Source organism: Pseudodesulfovibrio piezophilus C1TLV30 (assembly GCF_000341895.1).
In the GTDB taxonomy this organism is placed as follows: domain Bacteria; phylum Desulfobacterota; class Desulfovibrionia; order Desulfovibrionales; family Desulfovibrionaceae; genus Pseudodesulfovibrio; species Pseudodesulfovibrio piezophilus.
This window is the reverse complement of record NC_020409.1, coordinates 1,749,899-1,767,485: the sequence shown is the minus strand read 5'-3', so window position 1 is coordinate 1,767,485 and position 17,587 is coordinate 1,749,899. Positions and strand designations below refer to the sequence as shown.

Below are 17,587 nucleotides of genomic sequence, written 5' to 3'. Positions count from 1 at the left end.
TATATCATGGCAAAGAAGAAACAGAAGAAGGTGTCGTCCAATACCATCGGCACCAATAAGAAAGCCCGGCACCTCTATGAAATCCTCGAAATATTCGAGGCGGGCATTTCCCTGCTCGGCTCCGAGGTGAAATCCCTTCGAGGCGGGCATGTGTCGTTCAAGGACGGGTACATCAGCTTTCATGATGGTTCCGCGTTTCTTGTGGGCGTGCACATCGCACCCTATGATCAGACCGGTATGTACGACCAGCATGACCCGGAACGGAGGCGACAGTTGCTCTTGCACAAGAGTGAAATTGAAGTGCTGCAATCCAAAGTGGACCAGAAAGGGCTGACCGTGGTTCCCATGAAAATGTATTTTTTGCGGGGCAAGGTCAAATTGCAGATCGGCCTTGGGCGGGGCAAGAATGTCCATTCGAAAAAGCAGGATTTGAAGGATCGCGATATCGCCCGCGATACAGCCCGGCAATTGTCGGCATACAAATAATAGTTTCGGGAATAAACCACTCGCACAGTGGTTTTTCGTGAGTATCATGCTGCGTACATATGAAGAACTCATTGAAGCCTGTCTGGAAACGGGGCATCCTCATCATATTCTGTATGTCTATGTGAAGATGACGGACGCCCTCCCTGCTGAGGATATGAAATTGCTGTTCCCGGATCAGGATATCGGGGATGTCAGCAGCCTCAGTTCCATTGTTTTCGATGCCCATGAGCCAGTGCATGCTGGCTTGACCTTTGAGGGGATGGTTCGCAACGCCGACGGGTTCTGCCCTGAATGGGATGTCGTTTTCATCATGACTGCTCGCAATGCCTATGATTCCCCGATCACGGAAAAGCAGGCCAAGGGTTTCCTAAAAGACATGCGAGGGAAAATAGCATCAGGGACTTTCCCGAAGGGCGCTCCCATTTTTGACCGATCCGGGACGCTGAAAGGTATTGACCGAGCTGAACCGCTTCACACCCGAGGCATGGGGCAGACGATCAACTGACCTGTGCAACTGGTGCAGCCCATTGACACTCTTTGTTCCGGGTCGTACTTTCTGCCAATGACCACCTATGCCGAATCTCTGACCAGAGCGCACGAACGTTTTCTGTCCGGGCTTTTTCCGGGCGATGACTGTCTGCTCGCACCGGAAGCCCTGGTGCCCTTTTCCGCTGATGCCAGCCAGGAACGGGCCATGCCATGGGCCGTGGTGCGTCCTGAAACGCGAGAACAGGTTGAGGAATTGCTCCGATGGGCCGATACCGAACGACTTCCCGTCTACGGACGTGCTCGGGGGACCGGTCGGGTCGGAAACGCGGTGCCGACCTGTGGCGGTGTGGTCGTTTCCATGCTCAAGATGGACGCGATCATTGATATTGACGAGAATGATTTTGTGGCTGTGACCCAACCCGGTATTATCACTGCGGCATTGCAGGCCAAATGCGCCGAGAAAAATCTTTTTTACCCTCCTGATCCCGCCAGCGTTCGCATTTCCTCTGTGGGGGGCAATATAGCGACCTGCGCCGGAGGACTCAAGGCAGTCAAATACGGTGTGACCCGTGACTGGGTGCTGGGTCTGGAAGCCGTCTTGCCCGGAGGCGATGTCCTACGGGCGGGCGGACGGTCTCACAAGGACGTCGTCGGTCTGGATCTGATCCGACTTTTTGTCGGTTCCAATGGCAAGCTGGGCTTGATGACCGAGGTCACTGTCAAGCTTATTCCCATGCCGGAGACGTCCGCTTCGGTGCTGGTGGGATTTGGCGATTTGCGGTCATCCCTTCAGGGAGCTGGCGCGGTTTTTCGGGCAGGGGTGCTGCCTGCTGCCTGCGAGTTTATGGATAAGGTCACACTGGAAGCGGTTCGTCGGGGTGGGGAGGCCATCCCCATTGCTCCTTCGGCAGAAGCCGCTCTTCTCTTTCGTGTTGACGGAACGGAACAGGGTGTTGCCGCTGAAGTTCGACAATTGACCAGTGCTTTGTCTCCCTTGCGCCCCGTCTCTGTGGAGATAGGGCGAGGCGCGGATGAGGAGCGCATTTGGGACGTGCGTCGCGGTATTTCTCCCGCAGCATTTCGGATCAGGCCGAACAAGGTGTCCGAAGATATCTCCGTGCCTCGAAGCATGGTCCCCGACGCTGTGGAAGGTGCCCATGCCATTGGAAAGAAACATGGGTTGACCGTGCTTTGTTTCGGGCACCTGGGCGACGGGAATATCCATGTGAACATCATGCATGATGGCGACGTGGAGGCCGATGTGCTGGCTGCTCATCGAGCCAAGGATGACATATTTCGCCTGGCCATGACCCTCGGTGGGACCATCTCAGGTGAACATGGCACCGGTCTGACGAAGGCTTCTTTTGTGCCGGAGCAGCTCTCGCCTTTGCAAATGAATTTGATGGATTCAATCAAGAAAGTCTTTGACCCACACAATATCATGAATCCCGGTAAGGGATGGTAAGGGGCGGAAAGGTCGGAACAATCATGACTCGTCAATGTATTCTGTGCGGCAAGTGCCTTGAGGTCTGTCCGCTTCTCAACGCCACTAGAAGAGAGGAACTCGGACCACGTGCCAAGACCGAGCTTTCGGCCATGTTGCGTGATGACGAGTTGTTGCTGAGCGGAGAAGACGTCACCCGGCTGGCCGGTCTGTGCCTTGGGTGCCATCGCTGCCGAAAAGCATGCTCGCATGGCGTGGATGCTCCGGGTATGGTGTCAGCGTTGCGTGGGGCACATCCTGATTTCAAACGATGGCTTTGGAAAACATGGCTCACCAATGCCGGTTCTCTCTGGTCTTCGGGGTCCACTGTTGCCAAGCTTATCCCAAAGAAGTTTCAACCGGAAAAACTCGGCAGACATCTTAAGATGCTGGCTGGTTTGAAGGGGGGAGTCGGGCTTGAGCCGTGCCTGTCGGTGCGGGCGTTCCCGAAGACATATGAGGAAACGCCGGTTCTTCTGTTTGCCGGATGCACGGCCAATCATGTGCAAAAAGATTGGTTGGCTTCTGCCCGCTTTCTACTGGAAGGGCTTGGAGTCCATCTTCTCCCTGATGATTTCAAATGCTGCGGGAGCGGCTTAAGGGCTGCGGGGTGCCCGCATGAGGCCGAGGACGTAGCCCGGCACAACATCCAAATCTGGCGGGCGGCCGGGAGGCCCAAGGTGCTGGTCTTTTGCGCATCATGTCTTGCGGGATTGTCGGACTATGACGATTTTTCCAATGAACCGGAGAAGAATCTTTGGCAAGCCTCGTTGACTCCCCTTGCCGGTTGGATAGGGGATGTGGATTTTTTGATTGCCGATGATGCTCCGGCGAGTCTGGGATATCATCGCCCGTGCCATCATGATGCTGCGGATTCGGATTTCATGTTCCTGAAGCGCATCCTCGGCGGACGACTGGAAACGGCTTCAGACAAGGAGTGTTGCGGTTTTGGCGGTGTGATGGGGTTGGGCGCCCCGGAATTGGCCGATCAGGTCACCAGTCAGTGTTGGGATCGGCTTGGGGCCATGCCCGTGGTCGTGACAGGTTGCTCGGCGTGTGCGGCCCGGCTGGGGGCGACCGCACCGGAAAGAGTCCGAGTCGGACATTGGTTGGAAATGATCAATCGGGGATCAGGTGGCCGTGTTTCGTCACAGACGTGAAACATTCGTCATGTTCGGCTTTGCCCGTCAGGGGCTTTGTGGTACCTGAGATTGCCTCGTGGAAGATGATGGACCTTGAAATGACCGTATTCGGAGTGACATGAAAAAGATTTTTTCCACTGTGGATGTCAGCCGTCAGACCCTGGGCCGTCTGGCCGAGCGGTGGCGTGATATCCTGCCGCTGGCCGGTGTACTTTTTCTCCTGTTCGGTTTGGCGAATACGATGCGTGGGATTTTCCCTGGCGTCTATGTGTTTGATCCCTTTGATCAGGGGTGGCTTCTTCTCCCGGAAGCGATGGTTTTTGGTCCGGTACTGGCTTTCCTGCATTATCGTATTCTTGCGCCTGGGACTGATTTTGCATGGTCTGTCGAGAATCTGCTCGTCAAGCTCGGCAAGGCTGCTGCCTATTATTATGTCCTGATACTGCTCTTCAAGCTTGGGAGTTTCTTTGCCACACAAGTTGTTCCGTCCCTGATAGGCTTTGTATTCGGTACGGCTGCGGCAGTCCTGTTTCCACTAATAGTCGGCATCGGGTTTATTCTGTTCCTGTTGGTTTATATCCGGCTGGTTTTCGTGTATTCGGCCCTGACAGGCACGGAACGGGAGCCTCTTGTGGCTTCCATCAGTCTGACCAGGGGGAAAGGACGACAAATCGTTTCCAGCCTCTTGCTTCTGGCCGCTCCCGTGCTTATTCCTTGGATCGGTGCCACTGTGTATGGTGGCGATATGCTGGACCCCACACAAGGGCAGGATATCCCCCTGGTGCCGATACTCGCGCGCTCTTTTCTACAAAGTATGGGCGCAATCATATTATCAACAGGGCTTTGCGTCATGTTTGAAGCCCTTGTCGCTGCTGACGGCGACAGCGATCAAGATACCTAGGAGTCTCAATGCTCAAGTTTCTCTTCGGTTCCAAGAACGACCGATACCTGAAAAAACTTCAACCCGTCGTCGATGCGATCAATAGTTTTGAATCGAAGATGGAAGCTCTTTCCGATGAAGATTTTCCCGCCACCATAGCCATGTGGAGAGGGCAGGTTGAATCCGGCGTCAAGACCCTGGATGATCTGCTTCCCGAGTGCTTTGCCCTGGTGCGTGAAGCAGGCAGGAGAGCCTTTGACCCACCCATGCGTCATTTCGACGCCCAGCTCATTGGCGGGTATGTCCTGCATCAGGGCAAAATAGCCGAGATGAAGACCGGTGAAGGAAAGACCCTGGTCGCAACCCTGCCGGTTGTCCTTAATGCCCTGTCCGGCAAGGGTGTTCATGTCATTACGGTCAATGACTATCTTGCTTCGCGTGATGCCGAATGGATGAACCAGCTCTATTCTTTCCTGGGACTTTCCGTCGGTGTTATCGTCCACGGCCTGTCCGACCAGGAGCGGCAACAGGCCTATGGCGCAGACATTACCTACGGAACCAATAATGAATTCGGTTTTGACTATCTGCGCGACAACATGAAATTCTACAAGGAGCAGTTGGTTCAGCGGCCGCTGAATTTTGCTATCGTCGATGAAGTCGATTCCATCCTCATTGATGAAGCGCGAACCCCGCTGATCATTTCCGGTCCGGGTGAAAAATCCTCGGGCCTGTACCGCCGGGTGGATGCCATTATTCCCAGCCTGACCAAGTCTTCGCCCATGGACCCTGAAGACAAGGACGCCGTGCCTGACGGGGACTTTGTGCTTGATGAGAAAACCAAGTCCGTGACTTTGTCCGATGAAGGGGTGGAAAAGGTCGAGGCCATGCTCGGAGTGGATAACCTGTTTGATCCACAACATATTTCTCTTCAGCACCATGTGCTTCAGGCCTTAAAGGCGCATCATTGTTTCCAGAATGATGTCGAGTACATCATCAAGGATGATCAGGTTGTGCTGGTCGATGAATTTACCGGTCGTCTGATGCCGGGCCGTCGGCTCTCGGATGGACTGCATCAAGCCATTGAGGCCAAGGAGAACGTCAAGGTTGAAGCGGAGAATCAGACTCTCGCTTCCATTACGTTCCAGAATTATTTTCGCATGTACGACAAGCTCGCGGGCATGACGGGAACAGCGGATACGGAAGCTGTCGAATTTTCCCAGATCTACAATCTCGAGGTCGTGGTCATTCCGACCAATCGTCCTATGGTGCGAAAGGACAACCCGGATTCCATCTACAAGACGCAGGAGCAGAAATACGAGGCCATTGCCGAGGATATTGCCGACTGCTATCGCCGGGGCCAGCCGACATTGGTTGGTACCGTCTCCATTGAAAAATCGGAAGTGCTGTCCGCATTACTCAAAAAGAAAAAGGTTCCCCATAATGTGCTCAATGCCAAACAGCACGAAAAGGAAGCCGAAATAGTGGCCGAAGCCGGACATCAGAAAAGAGTGACCATTGCTACCAACATGGCTGGTCGCGGAACGGATATCAAACTCGGCGAAGGCGTCCGGGAACTGGGTGGACTGCATATCATCGGAACTGAACGGCATGAATCCCGGCGCATCGATAATCAGTTGCGCGGGCGCTCCGGTCGTCAGGGTGATCCCGGCTCTTCCAGGTTCTACCTTGCCTTGGACGATGATCTCATGCGGTTGTTCGGTTCTGACCGACTGCAGGGCATCATGGACAAGCTGGGGTTGGAAGATGGCATGGCTATCGAAAACAAGATGGTTTCAAGTGCCATTGAGAAATCGCAAACCCGTGTGGAAGCCCATCACTTTGAAATCCGTAAACAGCTTTTGGAATATGATGATGTCATGAACCAGCAGCGCGAGGTTATCTACACCTTGCGTCGGGATTTGATGCAGGCTGAAACCGTGGAAGACATTGCCCGCGAATACGCCATTGATCTGCTGGAGGAAATTCTGGAGCCTGCTTTGGATATGAAAGATGTTGACCAGGAGACCGTGGACTCTGTTCGCGTTCGTTTGGAAGAGGTCTTCAATTTCGAGCGGTTTGAGACATGGCAGGACGTGACCCTGCCGGATCGCGAGCAGGCTGAAGCCTGGGTGGACGAAATCTTTGCTTATTTGCGGACTGCCACCACCACTCATTTCCAGGAAATATTGCGTTATTTTCTACTCGATTCACTGGATCGGAACTGGAAAGAGCATTTGCTCAATATGGATCACCTGCGTGATGGTATCGGACTGCGTGGATATGGTCAGAAAGATCCGAAGCAGGAGTACAAACGGGAAGGATTCGAGCTTTTTTCCGAGCTGGTTTACACCATCAAGGAAAGTGTCATGCGTGCTTTTTCCCATCTGCGTATCGAGGCCGAGGTCAAGGACGAGGAGTTCCAACACGAGCAGTCCGAAGAGTTGGAATACACCGACCACGAGTCTTCGCAAGAGAAAAAGAAAGAGCCGGTCAAACGGTCTGCGCCCAAGGTTTCCCGCAATGCTCCCTGTCCCTGCGGTTCCGGCAAGAAATACAAGAAATGCTGCGGTTCCTGATTCCGGGGCAGTCTGCTGCCGGTGACATGAAATATTCTGGCCCGACCCCGGATTTCCGGGCTTGGGCCTTTTTTTCGCCCAAAGCGCAGCATGAAGTTTGCGAAGACAGAAGCGAGTCGATACCAAGGGCACCCATGCGTGGATACTGTGTCATTTTGAGTCTCATTCTGATCTGGAATACATCAGCTTTTGCCGGAGCTGCTGGTCTGAATCCGACGCCGGGGTTCATGTTCTCGCCATCCACCACTGTTTCCGAGACGATTCGCCTGAAAGCGGATACCAGTTTTGTCGGGGCTGCCGGGTTTTCCGACGGTGCGGGTGGCGTCTCTGTCCTGCGATCTTCCATTGATGTTGATTATTCCATTTTCAGGTTTTCATACGGCGTGTCCCATTTTATGTGGGATAATGTGAAATCCGTCAGTTTCGCCACTGGCAGCGCGGCTCCCTGGACAGATCTGCATGATGTGACACTTCAGGCTCGACTGTTTGACAATGTGTTCTTGGATGATTGGCGGTATTGGGTGAACGGCCAGATATCCTCGTCATTTGAAGCGGACTTTCCTGGCGCGGTGGGAGCCGGTTTTGATGGTGGGATTGCGTATGATTTGTGGAATGGATGGATGGTGGGGCTGACAGGGAAGACCATCGCACTCAATCCCTTGAGTCAGGATCTGTTCGGTGATGTAGAATTTGGCTTAGTGTTGGCTGTTTCGCAGAGCACGCTCCATGACATACTTCTTACCATGGGGGTGCTTGATAAGGAAAAGAATCGGGATGATGTGGTCGGATTCAGTCTTGCCTTGACCGGTTCAGACAAAACGTATCGCCTCTCCCCGGACAGTCCGGTACGGAGCAACGGATATGTGGGGATCGTCCGATCCACACTCGGAGCATACCTTGATTATGTTCCAGATAAACACTGGAGTTTTTCCCTCGGCCCTGAGTATCATTATGCCAGGAAATATAAACTGTATGATTCCTCGGGGAAATTCCATTCATCCCATTCGGTGAGAGATGCTTTTGGCGGCTATTTTCGTGGGCGATACGCGTTTTGATTCTCATACAGCGGGAAACGAGCGCCGGGGGGAGGCACTCGTTTCCAACCACTTTCCTCGGGCCATTCCCGAGTAATCATGAAAATTTGAGTGAGCCTTTGCCGGACGAACTGGAGGGGGCGAAGGAGTGAGTGCTCTCAGTGAGCATCACGGTGCTCATGGTCCAGGCTTCTGATATTTCGCCCGTGGTCAGGTCATACCCTCTCGAAGTGATATAGTGTTCCAGAGTTGTCTGGTCGGTGATCTTCATGGCTTCCGCCAGCATGGCTGGGTCATCCAGAACATCGCCGACCAATCGGGAAAGTTCTTCCTTGCTCATGATTCCCTCCCTGGCTGCGCCTGTCCCGGAGTTGATGTTTCCGTTCTCGTATTCCCTCTTGCCTCAAAGTGGAGGCCGAGGAGAATGGCTGAGCCGATTATTGAACCTTGACGACAGTCACGCTGTTTTTGGGTGACCCTTCAACCACTCTGTCGCTGTAAACCATGTAGATGAGAACATCGCGCTTCTTGTCATAGAAACGAATGACCTGCATGGACTTGAAGACCAGTGAGGTCGCCTTCTTGAAGACTCTTTCACCATCTTTCTTGCCGGACAAGACGGATTGAGGGACTTCGATAGGCCCGGTGCGAACACATTCGATGGATGCATCCGACGGGTCTTCGGCCAGACCGATCATTCCTTTGACACCCCCTTTGCGAGCGCGGCTCAAGTAGCAGGTCACACCCGGTATGTCGGGATCATCAAAGGCTTCCACCACGATGTCGTCATCGCGGGAAAACATGTGAAAGACAGTATCGACAGTCCCTATGACTTCGGAAGCAACAGGAGAGGGGGAGAGAGTGCACAGAAGGAGTGCGAGAAAGAACACGCGGAAAATATGGCCGAAAGGCGAACGCCGCTTTGTTGAGAAAAAATCTAGAGATTGCATAGATACCATCTAACAAGGGTTTTCAATGTTGGCAAGGGGGGGAGGTATTATTTTCCGGAATCTTGACCTTCCCGAAAAGATGATGTGAACTGCCATTCCCATGCCTTTGCAAGCTGGAAAATCGGCCACGTCGGGGATGTGCTGCGAAGAAAGCTGTAATACGGTTCTTCTCTCCGTTCTTGCCTGGAGCGCAAATTTCTTCTCAAGGAGAATCGCCCCCCCCGTAGGACGTTCTGGCAGGAGCTTGTCCGGCGGGATTTGATGGCTAAAATCCTCGACTTACCGTGGTGGCTCGTGCTACTGATCGCGCAAAAAAGAAGGGGGCTTTTCGGTTTCTTTCCTTTTTTCCCGCCCGGCTACCCTGACTATGTTGGTCAAGGCCATTTCCCACCGGGCGGTTTTTTACATTGTATACACGGGAGATTCTTATGGACAAATATCAGAAACAGGCTTTGCAGGTCGCCAAAGAAGTGGTGATCAAGTTTATCGAGGTGGGGCGGATTTCTCCCAGCAATTTTGGTCAGAATTTTGATGTCATTTATAAGGATGTCATGCGGACCATCACCGGAGAGACTGCCGGGGACGGGTCGCGAGCAGAAGAATTGGCCGCACAAGAGAGTGCGGGACAGGGCGAATAGATGACCAGGTCTGAAGTCCGGTCCGCAACGGGGGCCACGACACATGATGAGCACGGGAAACGTGTGTCCGATATGTTTGGCCGTATCGCCGGGTGGTATGATTTTCTTAACCATGCTCTGTCCGGGTGTCAGGATATCTACTGGCGTTACCGGCTGGCCAAAGCAGCCCGTCCGGCTCCGGGAGAGACTGTGCTGGACCTGGCCGCCGGAACCATGGATGTTTCCGTCGAATTGCTGAGACAATACCCGCAGAGTTCGATTGCGGCCCTTGATTTTTCCCTGCCCATGCTGGAAAACGGCAAGGCAAAAAAACTCAAGGACGGCCGTGAAAAAAAGATTTTCCCGGTTCAGGCCGACGGGCGCGCACTCCCCTTGCCGGACAACTGCATGGGCGCAGCAACCATTGCCTTTGGCATCCGTAATATTCTGCCCCGCGAGGACGCGTACAGTGAGTTTTTCCGGGTGCTCAAGCCCGGTGCCCGATTATGCATTCTGGAGTTCGGTACCGGGAGCAAGCGGGTCTGGAAGGGCTTTTACAATTTTTATCTCGATAAATTGTTACCGTTTATCGGTGATCGTATTTCCGGCGATCCCGGAGCCTATCGATATCTTGCCGAAAGTATCAAGACGTTCCCTGACGAGCGTTCTCTGGCAGAAGAAATGATGCAAGCCGGATTTGCACGGGTTTATCACGTCCCCATGATGTCGGGTATTGTTTATCTGCACGTTGGGGAAAAGCCGGGACAGGTGTCATCGGCTGCCGAAGATGCCTTCGGGAGTGAACAAAGAACTCTTGAAAAGAAGAAAGCAGCAGGAAGCGCGGCAAAGAAGAGCGCTGGAAAAGGTGCGAAAAAAAGAAGTCGGACCGCAGGAAAGTGACCGCGAAGATCCGTTCTCTGAACTTAGAGAGTCAGGGAGCGGCCCAGAGAAATGACGAGCAGGCCAAGTATCATGGCGGCAAGTCCTATGAAGCGAAGGAATTTGGGCGGTTGTTCCGCCAGTTTGAGCAGGACGAGCGGCATACGCTCGGCGAACAGAAAATAGGGAATCCCCTCGAAGACGAGGGCAAGCCCGACAGCGATGATGAGGAGCGACCAGTCAATGTTCATGCGGCGAAGGATAGCCGGGAACAGAGATTGTGTCCACCTGAACGGGAAACCGGAGAATATATCTGATGAACATGATTCACTTTGATCAGCTCAAGAAAAAGGAAGACGCCATCGCGGTCGTTGGTCTCGGTTATGTGGGGCTGCCCTTGGCCGTGGCTTTGGGCCGTCATTTCAAGGTTGTCGGTGTGGATGTATCGCAAAAACGTGTGGACGAACTCAATTCCCGCATCGATCGCACCGGGGAAGTGGATTTCGAGACAGTGGGAGAGGATGTCGATCTGGTTTTCAGTGCCGATCTTGCCGATCTCGAGAAGACCCGTTTCGTGATCGTGGCCGTGCCGACTCCCATCGATGAATACCATTCGCCGGATCTGCGGCCCGTGCTGGGTGCCAGCGGTTCCGTCGGCAAGCATCTTCAGCCCGGTTCTGTCGTTGTCTATGAATCCACGGTTTTTCCGGGGCTGACAGAAGAGATGTGTGTCCCGATTCTCGAAAAGGAATCCGGCCTGAAGAATGGGGAAGAGTTCTGGGTGGGGTATTCGCCGGAACGGATCAACCCCGGTGACAAGGTGCACAGGTTGGAAACAATCGTCAAAGTGGTTTCCGGGCAGGATCAAGCCTCCGGCAAGCTGTTGGAAGACGTTTACGGCACTATTATCGAGGCCGGAACGCATCTGGCTGCGGATATCAGAACAGCCGAAGCTGCCAAGGTCATCGAGAATACCCAGCGTGATCTGAATATTGCCCTGATGAACGAACTGGCTATCATCTTCGACCGTATGGGGATTGATACTCTGGACGTGCTTGAAGCCTCCGGAACAAAGTGGAATTTCCTTCCCTTCCGGCCCGGTCTGGTGGGCGGCCACTGCATTGGCGTTGACCCGTATTATCTGACCTTCAAAGCCGAGGCCGAGGGCTTTCATCCCCATGTCATTCTGGCCGGACGCGAGATCAACGACGGCATGGGCAAGTTTATTGCCGAGTCAACGGTCAAGCTGATGATCAAGAACGATTGTAAAATCAAGGGTGCCCGTGTCGGAGTGCTCGGGGTGACCTTTAAGGAAAATGTTCCGGATCTGCGCAATACACGGGTTGTGGATATTTTGGAAGAGCTTGACGATTATGGTGCGGACACCTTGGTGCATGATGCCATGGCCGATCATGAGGAAGCTCGGGAGGAATTGGGGATTGATCTCTGCTCCTTGGAGGAAATGCGAGATCTGGATGCCTTGATCCTCGCAGTGCCGCATGATGAGTACAAGAGTATTTCCGTCGCTGCCTTGAAACAATGGTTCTCCACCCCGGAGACAGCGCTGATCATTGATGTGAAATGTTTTTTCGATCGTGCGGAACTTGAAACCGAAAATGTCGCCTACTGGCGTCTCTAGGAGCGCAACATGATTATCGTCGCCACTGCCACGGCCAAGGAAATGAAGGCTGCTCTGGGTTTTGCCCAGGCTCCTGCCGTGGAACAGGGAGAAGCGTTGGAGTTTTCCCTTGGCGACCATTCTCTGCTTCTGGCTGTTACCGGAGTCGGGTTGGTCAATTCCGCTCTGGCCATCGGTCGTTTCCTCGGTCGCCCCGGAGTTACCGGAGTCGTCAATCTCGGTATTGCCGGGGCCTATGATCTGGAAGAGTTCCCCATGTGCAGCGTAACCTATGCATGGCAGGAAACATGGCCGGAGTATGGCGTGCTGGATCAGGATGGCCGGGTCGATCCCAAGGCTCTTGGTTTTGCCCAGGGACATATAGACGGAGAACCTGTCTGGAATCGGGTCAAGCTGGTGCCTGTCAATGATGCGGAAGCCATGGGGGTGCGACTTGGCGAAAAATGGGGGAGGGCTGCGGCTCTCTCGGTCAATTCGGTGACAAGTATGGCCGATCGGGCGGGATGGCTCAAAACTGCATACAACTCGGATATAGAGAATATGGAAGGGTTTTCCCTGGCTTTTGCGGCCAAGCAAAAAGGGATGCCATTTTTGGAAGTGCGGACCATATCGAATCTGGTGGGATCGAGGGACGTCGAGGACTGGGACCTCAAGGGGGCCTTTGGCGCGCTGGGGAAGTGCGCTCAATATCTTTTTACGGGGAAGTAGAGACCTTTACTCCCTCCCCGCAACCTGACATAGTGACCGGACATGAACGAATTACTTCGCTATTTTCAGCGGGAACTTCCCGCGATCAATGAATTTCTCGACACCGAGGCCAACCAGCTTAACGGACTGGTCAAGGATGTCGCCAAGCATATCATCGGATCGGGCGGCAAACGCATTCGCCCTATCCTGACGCTGCTTTTCGCCCGGGCACAGGGTTATACCGGCACGGATTATCACGCCATAGCCTGCTCGCTGGAATTATTGCATTCCGCGACGCTGCTCCATGACGATTTTCTTGACGACGCGGAATTGCGACGCGGCAAGGCTGCCTCGCATCTTGTCTTTGGTCGGACAGAGACGATCCTGGCCGGTGACGCCTTGCTGGCACTCGCCAACGAGATGGGAGCCCGCTATGGCAAGGCCCGCCTTTCATGGCTGCTGGCCCGTGGCATCATGGAGACGGCAGTGGGCGAGATCGAGGAGATTGAATTTTCCAAGAATCCGTCTCTGGATCGAGACAGGTATATGGAGATAATCATCGGCAAGACTGCCAAGCTTATCGAGTGTGCCTGCCGCTGTGGTGCGGCCTTGGCCGGAGCAACTTCGGAGCAGGAAGACGCTGCCGGCGCCTTCGGTCTCAATCTCGGCATCGCTTTCCAGTTGGTGGACGATGCGCTTGATTATGCCTCCCCGACTTCGGAGACAGGCAAGCCCGAAGGTGGCGATCTCAAGGAAGGGAAAGTAACCCTGCCCCTGATCCTGCTCATGGAAGAGGACGCGACCCTGGATCGTGAGTCCCTGCTCCGAGGATTGAAGGAAGGGTCTCTGTCCGAAAGTGAATGTCACACCATTTTGACTCGTGTCCGAGAAGGGCGATTCTCTGAAAAGACCCGCGACGAGGCCGCTGCCTATGTCGAGAAGGCCAAGGCCTGTCTGGATGGACTGGCTCCGGGCGAACCGGTCGTCGTGCTTAAACAGGCTGCGGATTTCGTACTGACCAGAACCAAATAATTTCAGGCCGGTCCCTCTGATGAGGTGACCGGCTTTCTGCTATATTGAGAGAGAGGAGAATTCAACATGCTATGTCGTGTCATCGTCGGTCTGAAAGAGGGTGTCCGTGATGTGGTGGGTGAAAAGTTCGCCCGCAAGATCAAGAGTGAACTCGATGTGCAGGTGCGTGATGTTCGCATCGCCAGTGTTTTTACTTTGGAGGGATTGACACAGGAGCAGGTGGACCTGGCTATCGAACGTGCAGCCCTGCATGATCCGGTCTTGCATGAAGTGGCCCTTGCACCTCTGGCCCGTGATTTCGACTGGATTCTCGAAGTCGGATTTCGCCCCGGTGTCACGGACAACGAAGGGCGGACCGCTCGCGAAACCCTTGGGGTGACACTCGGATTATCCAAGCAGGACATGGAATCCGTGAAGGTCTACACCTCCAAGCAATATATCATCACTGCCGATATGGATGAAGCCGGTATTCAACATGTGGCCAAGGATTTGTTGGCCAATGAGTTGATCCAGCGTTACGAGTACAAATCGGCCGCGACCTGGGCTGAGGCTCCCGGTTTTGAGGCCAAGGCGGCGCGAGTGACCGGCCAGGCCAGTGATGAAGTGGCGATCATCCCGCTTTCCACCATGAGTGATGACGAGATGATGGCTTTTTCCCGTGCTAACACCCTGGCCCTTTCGCTCAAAGAACTGCATATCATCCGGGATTATTATGCCGATCCGGCGGTGCAGAAGGAACGGGCAGCCATGGGGCTGGATGTGAATCCGACAGATGCGGAGATCGAAGTGTTGGCTCAGACATGGTCGGAACACTGCAAACACAAGATTTTTAGTGCCAGGATCACGTATGAGAATAAGGAAAACGGTACGATCTCGGAGTTTTCCAGCCTTTACAAGACCTTTATTCAAGGATCAACCAAACAGATTCGTCAGCGCAATGCCGAGACCAGAGACGGCGGTGATTATTGTCTGTCCGTTTTCAAGGACAATGCCGGGGTCATCGCTTTTTCCGAGACGCTCAATGTTTGTGTCAAGATGGAGACGCATAATTCACCGTCCGCCCTTGATCCTTACGGCGGAGCGCTGACCGGTATTGTGGGCGTCAATCGTGACCCCATGGGCACCGGGATCGGCGCAAACCTTTTGTGTAATACCGATGTCTTTTGTTTTGCTTCTCCTTTCCACGAAGGGGAGTTGCCTCCGAGACTGCTGCATCCTCGTCGCGTCTTCGAGGGAGTGCGTGAGGGTGTCGAACATGGAGGCAATAAATCCGGTATTCCCACGGTGAACGGGTCCATTGTTTTTGATGAGCGTTATCTTGGCAAACCACTGGTCTACTGCGGCACCATCGGCACCATGCCAGTGGAGGTCGCCGGACGTCCTTCGCATGAAAAATGCGCACTTCCCGGTGATTACATTGTCATGTCAGGCGGTCGTATCGGTGCCGACGGCATCCATGGTGCAACGTTCTCTTCCGAAGAACTGCACGAGGGCAGCCCTGCCACGGCGGTTCAGATTGGAGATCCCATTACCCAGCGCAAAATGTATGATTTTCTGATGCGCGCCCGTGATCGCGGATTATACAACGCCATCACCGATAATGGTGCTGGAGGCCTGTCCTCTTCTGTCGGGGAAATGGCTGAGGATTCCGGCGGATTCCTGATGGATTTGGCTAAGGCTCCGTTGAAGTATGACGGTTTGAAGCCGTGGGAAATTCTTATTTCCGAAGCACAGGAACGGATGACCATGGCTGTGCCGCCTGAGAAGCTGGATGCCTTCATGGCTTTGTCTGACGAGATGGATGTGGAATCCACGGTCCTTGGCAATTTTAACGAATCGGGCAAGTACCATGTCACCTATGGGGAGAAGGTCGTCACCTGCCTTGATATGGAATTCCTGCACAACGGTGTCCCGCAGATGGAGCTGGCTGCTGTCTGGGAACGTCCGGTTATCACGGATGAATCCATTCCGGCCCCCTTGGATCAGAATGGTCTGCTCAAGGATATGCTCGGTCGTCTGAATATTTGCTCCAAGGAATATGTCGTTCGTCAGTACGACCATGAAGTTCAGGGACGCAGCGCCGTCAAACCCATGGTCGGCATCAAGGCGGACGGCCCTTCCGATGCTGGTGTGGTCCGGCCGGAATTGGGCAGTGAACGTGGTCTTGTTGTCTCCCACGGTATTTGTCCTGAGTATTCTGATATCGATACTTATTGGATGATGGCCAATGCCATTGACGAGGCGATTCGTAATGCCGTGGCTGTTGGCGGCGATGTCGATTATATGGCCGGGTGTGATAATTTCTGCTGGTGCGACCCGGTCCAGTCCGAGTCTACCCCGGATGGACAGTACAAGCTCGCCCAGTTGGTTCGCGCAAATCAGGCTCTGGCCCATTATTGCCTTGGGTTCGGTGTGCCATGCGTTTCGGGCAAGGATTCCATGAAAAACGATTACAAGGGTGGTGGGCAGAAGATTTCCATTCCGCCGACCGTCCTTTTTTCAGTCATCGGAGTCATTCCTGACGTGAACAAGTGCCTGACCTCCGACTTCAAGAAAACTGGTGATCTTGTCTATGTGCTCGGTATGACCAAGCCGGAATTCGGTGGCAGTGAAATCAGTCAGCAGCTCGATTTTTCAGATAGTCGAGTGCCTCAGGTGGACCTTGTGTCGGCCAAGACGCGGTATCAGAGTATGTTTACAGCCAGTCAGGCCGGGCTCATCTCTGCCTGTCATGATTGTTCCGATGGCGGCTTTGGCGTGGCTCTTGCCGAAATGTGTATTGGTGGCCGCCTTGGAGCTGATGTTGATCTCGCCATGCTTCCTGTCACAGGAGAATTGGATGCGACTGGGAGACTGTATGCCGAATCCGCCAGTCGCTTGGTCGTTTCGGTCCCGGCGGACAAGCGGCAGGCTTTTGAGTCTGTTTTTTCCGGACAAATAATGGCATGCGTTGGTTCGGTAACAGAGAGCAAACGGTTGGTTGTCAGGAACGGAGATACCGATATCCTTGATATCACTGTCTCTGATCTGGCCAGTTCCTTCAAGGCAACCCTTGACTGGTAAGAAGGGAAAGTGGATGTAAAAGAGAATGTAACGTCTTTACCTCCATGGAAAAACCATCTATAGCCTTGTAAAGGCTAGTAAGCAATATACTTCGTATTGCTTATGTTGGTTTCGATCTGTTGATGGGGGTTGGTCCATGCTTTTTCAATCTGTTTGGTCAAAAGGCTGCCTGATGGTATTCATGGTGGCCTTTTTTGTTGCCGTGGGTATGACGTCCCAGGGGAGGACGAATTCGGGGCAGTACGTCGGTTCCGAAGCGTGCGCTGAATGTCATGAAAAAGAGTACAACAATTACAAGAAGTACTCCAAGAAAGCACATTCTGGTGAATCTGTAAAAATGATGGCTGGGGATTTGACCCGCCAGGAATTGGAAGAATGTTTTGAATGTCACATGACCGGTTTCGGCAAGCCAGGTGGATTTGTAGGTTTTACCGAAACGCCGCAAATGGCCGAAGCGGGGTGTGAGACATGCCATGGACCAGGCTATGACCATATTGAGGCAGGTGGAGACCCCGAATTGATTAAGGCGAAATTGGAACTCGCCGACTGTGAACGGTGTCACAACCCGGAACGGGTTGCCGCGTTTGACTTCAAGCCGCTGCTTTTCGGCGGGGCGCACTAGGAGGCTGC

17 protein-coding genes are annotated in these 17,587 nt (G+C 53.6%); 14 read left to right on the top strand and 3 right to left on the bottom strand.

Annotated features, from left to right (window positions below; all coding sequences use genetic code 11):
* The first annotated feature begins 6 nt into the window (after positions 1–6).
* From smpB to BN4_RS08420, 7 genes are all read left to right on the top strand, one after another.
* Positions 7–486 carry an SsrA-binding protein SmpB gene (smpB, locus tag BN4_RS08450; protein ID WP_015414964.1) on the top strand — a complete coding sequence of 160 codons (480 nt, stop codon included), beginning with the start codon at positions 7–9 and terminating at the stop codon, positions 484–486.
* A 46-nt stretch (positions 487–532) separates the two neighbouring features.
* Positions 533–991, top strand: a complete 459-nt coding sequence (locus tag BN4_RS08445; protein ID WP_015414963.1) for a hypothetical protein — start codon at positions 533–535, stop codon at positions 989–991.
* 57 nt (positions 992–1,048) lie between these two features.
* A complete protein-coding gene (locus BN4_RS08440; protein ID WP_041720857.1) occupies positions 1,049–2,440 on the top strand; it encodes an FAD-binding oxidoreductase in 1,392 nt (463 codons plus the stop codon).
* 23 nt (positions 2,441–2,463) lie between these two features.
* Complete coding sequence (locus tag BN4_RS08435; protein ID WP_157871318.1) at positions 2,464–3,618, top strand: (Fe-S)-binding protein; 1,155 nt, start codon at positions 2,464–2,466, stop codon at positions 3,616–3,618.
* Positions 3,619–3,718: 100 nt separating this feature from the next.
* Positions 3,719–4,501 (top strand): hypothetical protein, encoded by a 783-nt coding sequence (locus tag BN4_RS08430; protein WP_015414960.1) that lies wholly within the window; start codon positions 3,719–3,721, stop codon positions 4,499–4,501.
* A gap of 8 nt (positions 4,502–4,509) precedes the next feature.
* On the top strand, positions 4,510–7,056 hold the full coding sequence (secA, locus tag BN4_RS08425) for a preprotein translocase subunit SecA (RefSeq protein ID WP_015414959.1): 2,547 nt from the start codon (positions 4,510–4,512) through the stop codon (positions 7,054–7,056).
* Positions 7,041–8,111 carry a hypothetical protein gene (locus BN4_RS08420; RefSeq protein ID WP_015414958.1) on the top strand — a complete coding sequence of 357 codons (1,071 nt, stop codon included), beginning with the start codon at positions 7,041–7,043 and terminating at the stop codon, positions 8,109–8,111. Before secA ends, BN4_RS08420 begins: the two co-directional genes overlap by 16 nt.
* Positions 8,112–8,187: 76 nt before the next feature.
* On the opposite strand, the gene BN4_RS08415 is transcribed toward BN4_RS08420, so the two are convergent.
* A complete protein-coding gene (locus BN4_RS08415) occupies positions 8,188–8,430 on the bottom strand; it encodes a hypothetical protein (RefSeq protein ID WP_015414957.1) in 243 nt (80 codons plus the stop codon).
* A gap of 97 nt (positions 8,431–8,527) precedes the next feature.
* The gene (locus BN4_RS08410; RefSeq protein ID WP_015414956.1) at positions 8,528–9,040 is read right to left on the bottom strand and encodes a CreA family protein; all 513 of its coding nucleotides are present in this window, start codon (positions 9,038–9,040) and stop codon (positions 8,528–8,530) included.
* A gap of 428 nt (positions 9,041–9,468) precedes the next feature.
* On the opposite strand from BN4_RS08410, the gene BN4_RS08405 reads away from it, so the two are divergent.
* Both BN4_RS08405 and BN4_RS08400 read left to right on the top strand, forming a co-directional pair.
* Positions 9,469–9,678, top strand: a complete 210-nt coding sequence (locus BN4_RS08405) for a hypothetical protein (protein ID WP_015414955.1) — start codon at positions 9,469–9,471, stop codon at positions 9,676–9,678.
* Complete coding sequence (locus tag BN4_RS08400; RefSeq protein WP_015414954.1) at positions 9,679–10,557, top strand: ubiquinone/menaquinone biosynthesis methyltransferase; 879 nt, start codon at positions 9,679–9,681, stop codon at positions 10,555–10,557. It abuts the gene before it with no gap.
* Between the two features lie 23 nt (positions 10,558–10,580).
* Here the strand turns inward: BN4_RS08400 and BN4_RS08395 are convergent, their stop codons facing one another.
* Positions 10,581–10,787, bottom strand: a complete 207-nt coding sequence (locus tag BN4_RS08395) for a DUF2065 domain-containing protein (RefSeq protein ID WP_015414953.1) — start codon at positions 10,785–10,787, stop codon at positions 10,581–10,583.
* A 65-nt stretch (positions 10,788–10,852) separates the two neighbouring features.
* Here BN4_RS08395 and BN4_RS08390 point away from each other — a divergent pair, with 65 nt between their 5' ends.
* From BN4_RS08390 to BN4_RS08370, 5 genes are all read left to right on the top strand, one after another.
* Complete coding sequence (locus BN4_RS08390; protein WP_015414952.1) at positions 10,853–12,175, top strand: nucleotide sugar dehydrogenase; 1,323 nt, start codon at positions 10,853–10,855, stop codon at positions 12,173–12,175.
* Positions 12,176–12,184: 9 nt separating this feature from the next.
* Complete coding sequence (gene mqnB / locus BN4_RS08385; protein WP_015414951.1) at positions 12,185–12,883, top strand: futalosine hydrolase; 699 nt, start codon at positions 12,185–12,187, stop codon at positions 12,881–12,883.
* 42 nt (positions 12,884–12,925) lie between these two features.
* The gene (locus BN4_RS08380) at positions 12,926–13,894 is read left to right on the top strand and encodes a polyprenyl synthetase family protein (RefSeq protein WP_015414950.1); all 969 of its coding nucleotides are present in this window, start codon (positions 12,926–12,928) and stop codon (positions 13,892–13,894) included.
* A 66-nt stretch (positions 13,895–13,960) separates the two neighbouring features.
* Positions 13,961–16,957, top strand: a complete 2,997-nt coding sequence (locus tag BN4_RS08375) for an AIR synthase-related protein (protein ID WP_015414949.1) — start codon at positions 13,961–13,963, stop codon at positions 16,955–16,957.
* 181 nt (positions 16,958–17,138) lie between these two features.
* Positions 17,139–17,579, top strand: a complete 441-nt coding sequence (locus BN4_RS08370) for a cytochrome c family protein (RefSeq protein WP_231856618.1) — start codon at positions 17,139–17,141, stop codon at positions 17,577–17,579.
* Positions 17,580–17,587 lie beyond the last annotated feature (8 nt).

Bases quoted from the DNA above. Each gene is read 5' to 3' on its own strand.
- smpB (WP_015414964.1), top strand. From the start codon at position 7: ATGGCAAAGAAGAAACAGAAGAAGGTGTCGTCCAATACCATCGGCACC.
- BN4_RS08445 (WP_015414963.1), top strand. From the start codon at position 533: ATGCTGCGTACATATGAAGAACTCATTGAAGCCTGTCTGGAAACGGGG.
- BN4_RS08440 (WP_041720857.1), top strand. From the start codon at position 1,049: ATGACCACCTATGCCGAATCTCTGACCAGAGCGCACGAACGTTTTCTG.
- BN4_RS08435 (WP_157871318.1), top strand. From the start codon at position 2,464: ATGACTCGTCAATGTATTCTGTGCGGCAAGTGCCTTGAGGTCTGTCCG.
- BN4_RS08430 (WP_015414960.1), top strand. From the start codon at position 3,719: ATGAAAAAGATTTTTTCCACTGTGGATGTCAGCCGTCAGACCCTGGGC.
- secA (WP_015414959.1), top strand. From the start codon at position 4,510: ATGCTCAAGTTTCTCTTCGGTTCCAAGAACGACCGATACCTGAAAAAA.
- BN4_RS08420 (WP_015414958.1), top strand. From the start codon at position 7,041: ATGCTGCGGTTCCTGATTCCGGGGCAGTCTGCTGCCGGTGACATGAAA.
- BN4_RS08415 (WP_015414957.1), bottom strand. From the start codon at position 8,430: ATGAGCAAGGAAGAACTTTCCCGATTGGTCGGCGATGTTCTGGATGAC.
- BN4_RS08410 (WP_015414956.1), bottom strand. From the start codon at position 9,040: ATGCAATCTCTAGATTTTTTCTCAACAAAGCGGCGTTCGCCTTTCGGC.
- BN4_RS08405 (WP_015414955.1), top strand. From the start codon at position 9,469: ATGGACAAATATCAGAAACAGGCTTTGCAGGTCGCCAAAGAAGTGGTG.
- BN4_RS08400 (WP_015414954.1), top strand. From the start codon at position 9,679: ATGACCAGGTCTGAAGTCCGGTCCGCAACGGGGGCCACGACACATGAT.
- BN4_RS08395 (WP_015414953.1), bottom strand. From the start codon at position 10,787: ATGAACATTGACTGGTCGCTCCTCATCATCGCTGTCGGGCTTGCCCTC.
- BN4_RS08390 (WP_015414952.1), top strand. From the start codon at position 10,853: ATGAACATGATTCACTTTGATCAGCTCAAGAAAAAGGAAGACGCCATC.
- mqnB (WP_015414951.1), top strand. From the start codon at position 12,185: ATGATTATCGTCGCCACTGCCACGGCCAAGGAAATGAAGGCTGCTCTG.
- BN4_RS08380 (WP_015414950.1), top strand. From the start codon at position 12,926: ATGAACGAATTACTTCGCTATTTTCAGCGGGAACTTCCCGCGATCAAT.
- BN4_RS08375 (WP_015414949.1), top strand. From the start codon at position 13,961: ATGCTATGTCGTGTCATCGTCGGTCTGAAAGAGGGTGTCCGTGATGTG.
- BN4_RS08370 (WP_231856618.1), top strand. From the start codon at position 17,139: ATGGTGGCCTTTTTTGTTGCCGTGGGTATGACGTCCCAGGGGAGGACG.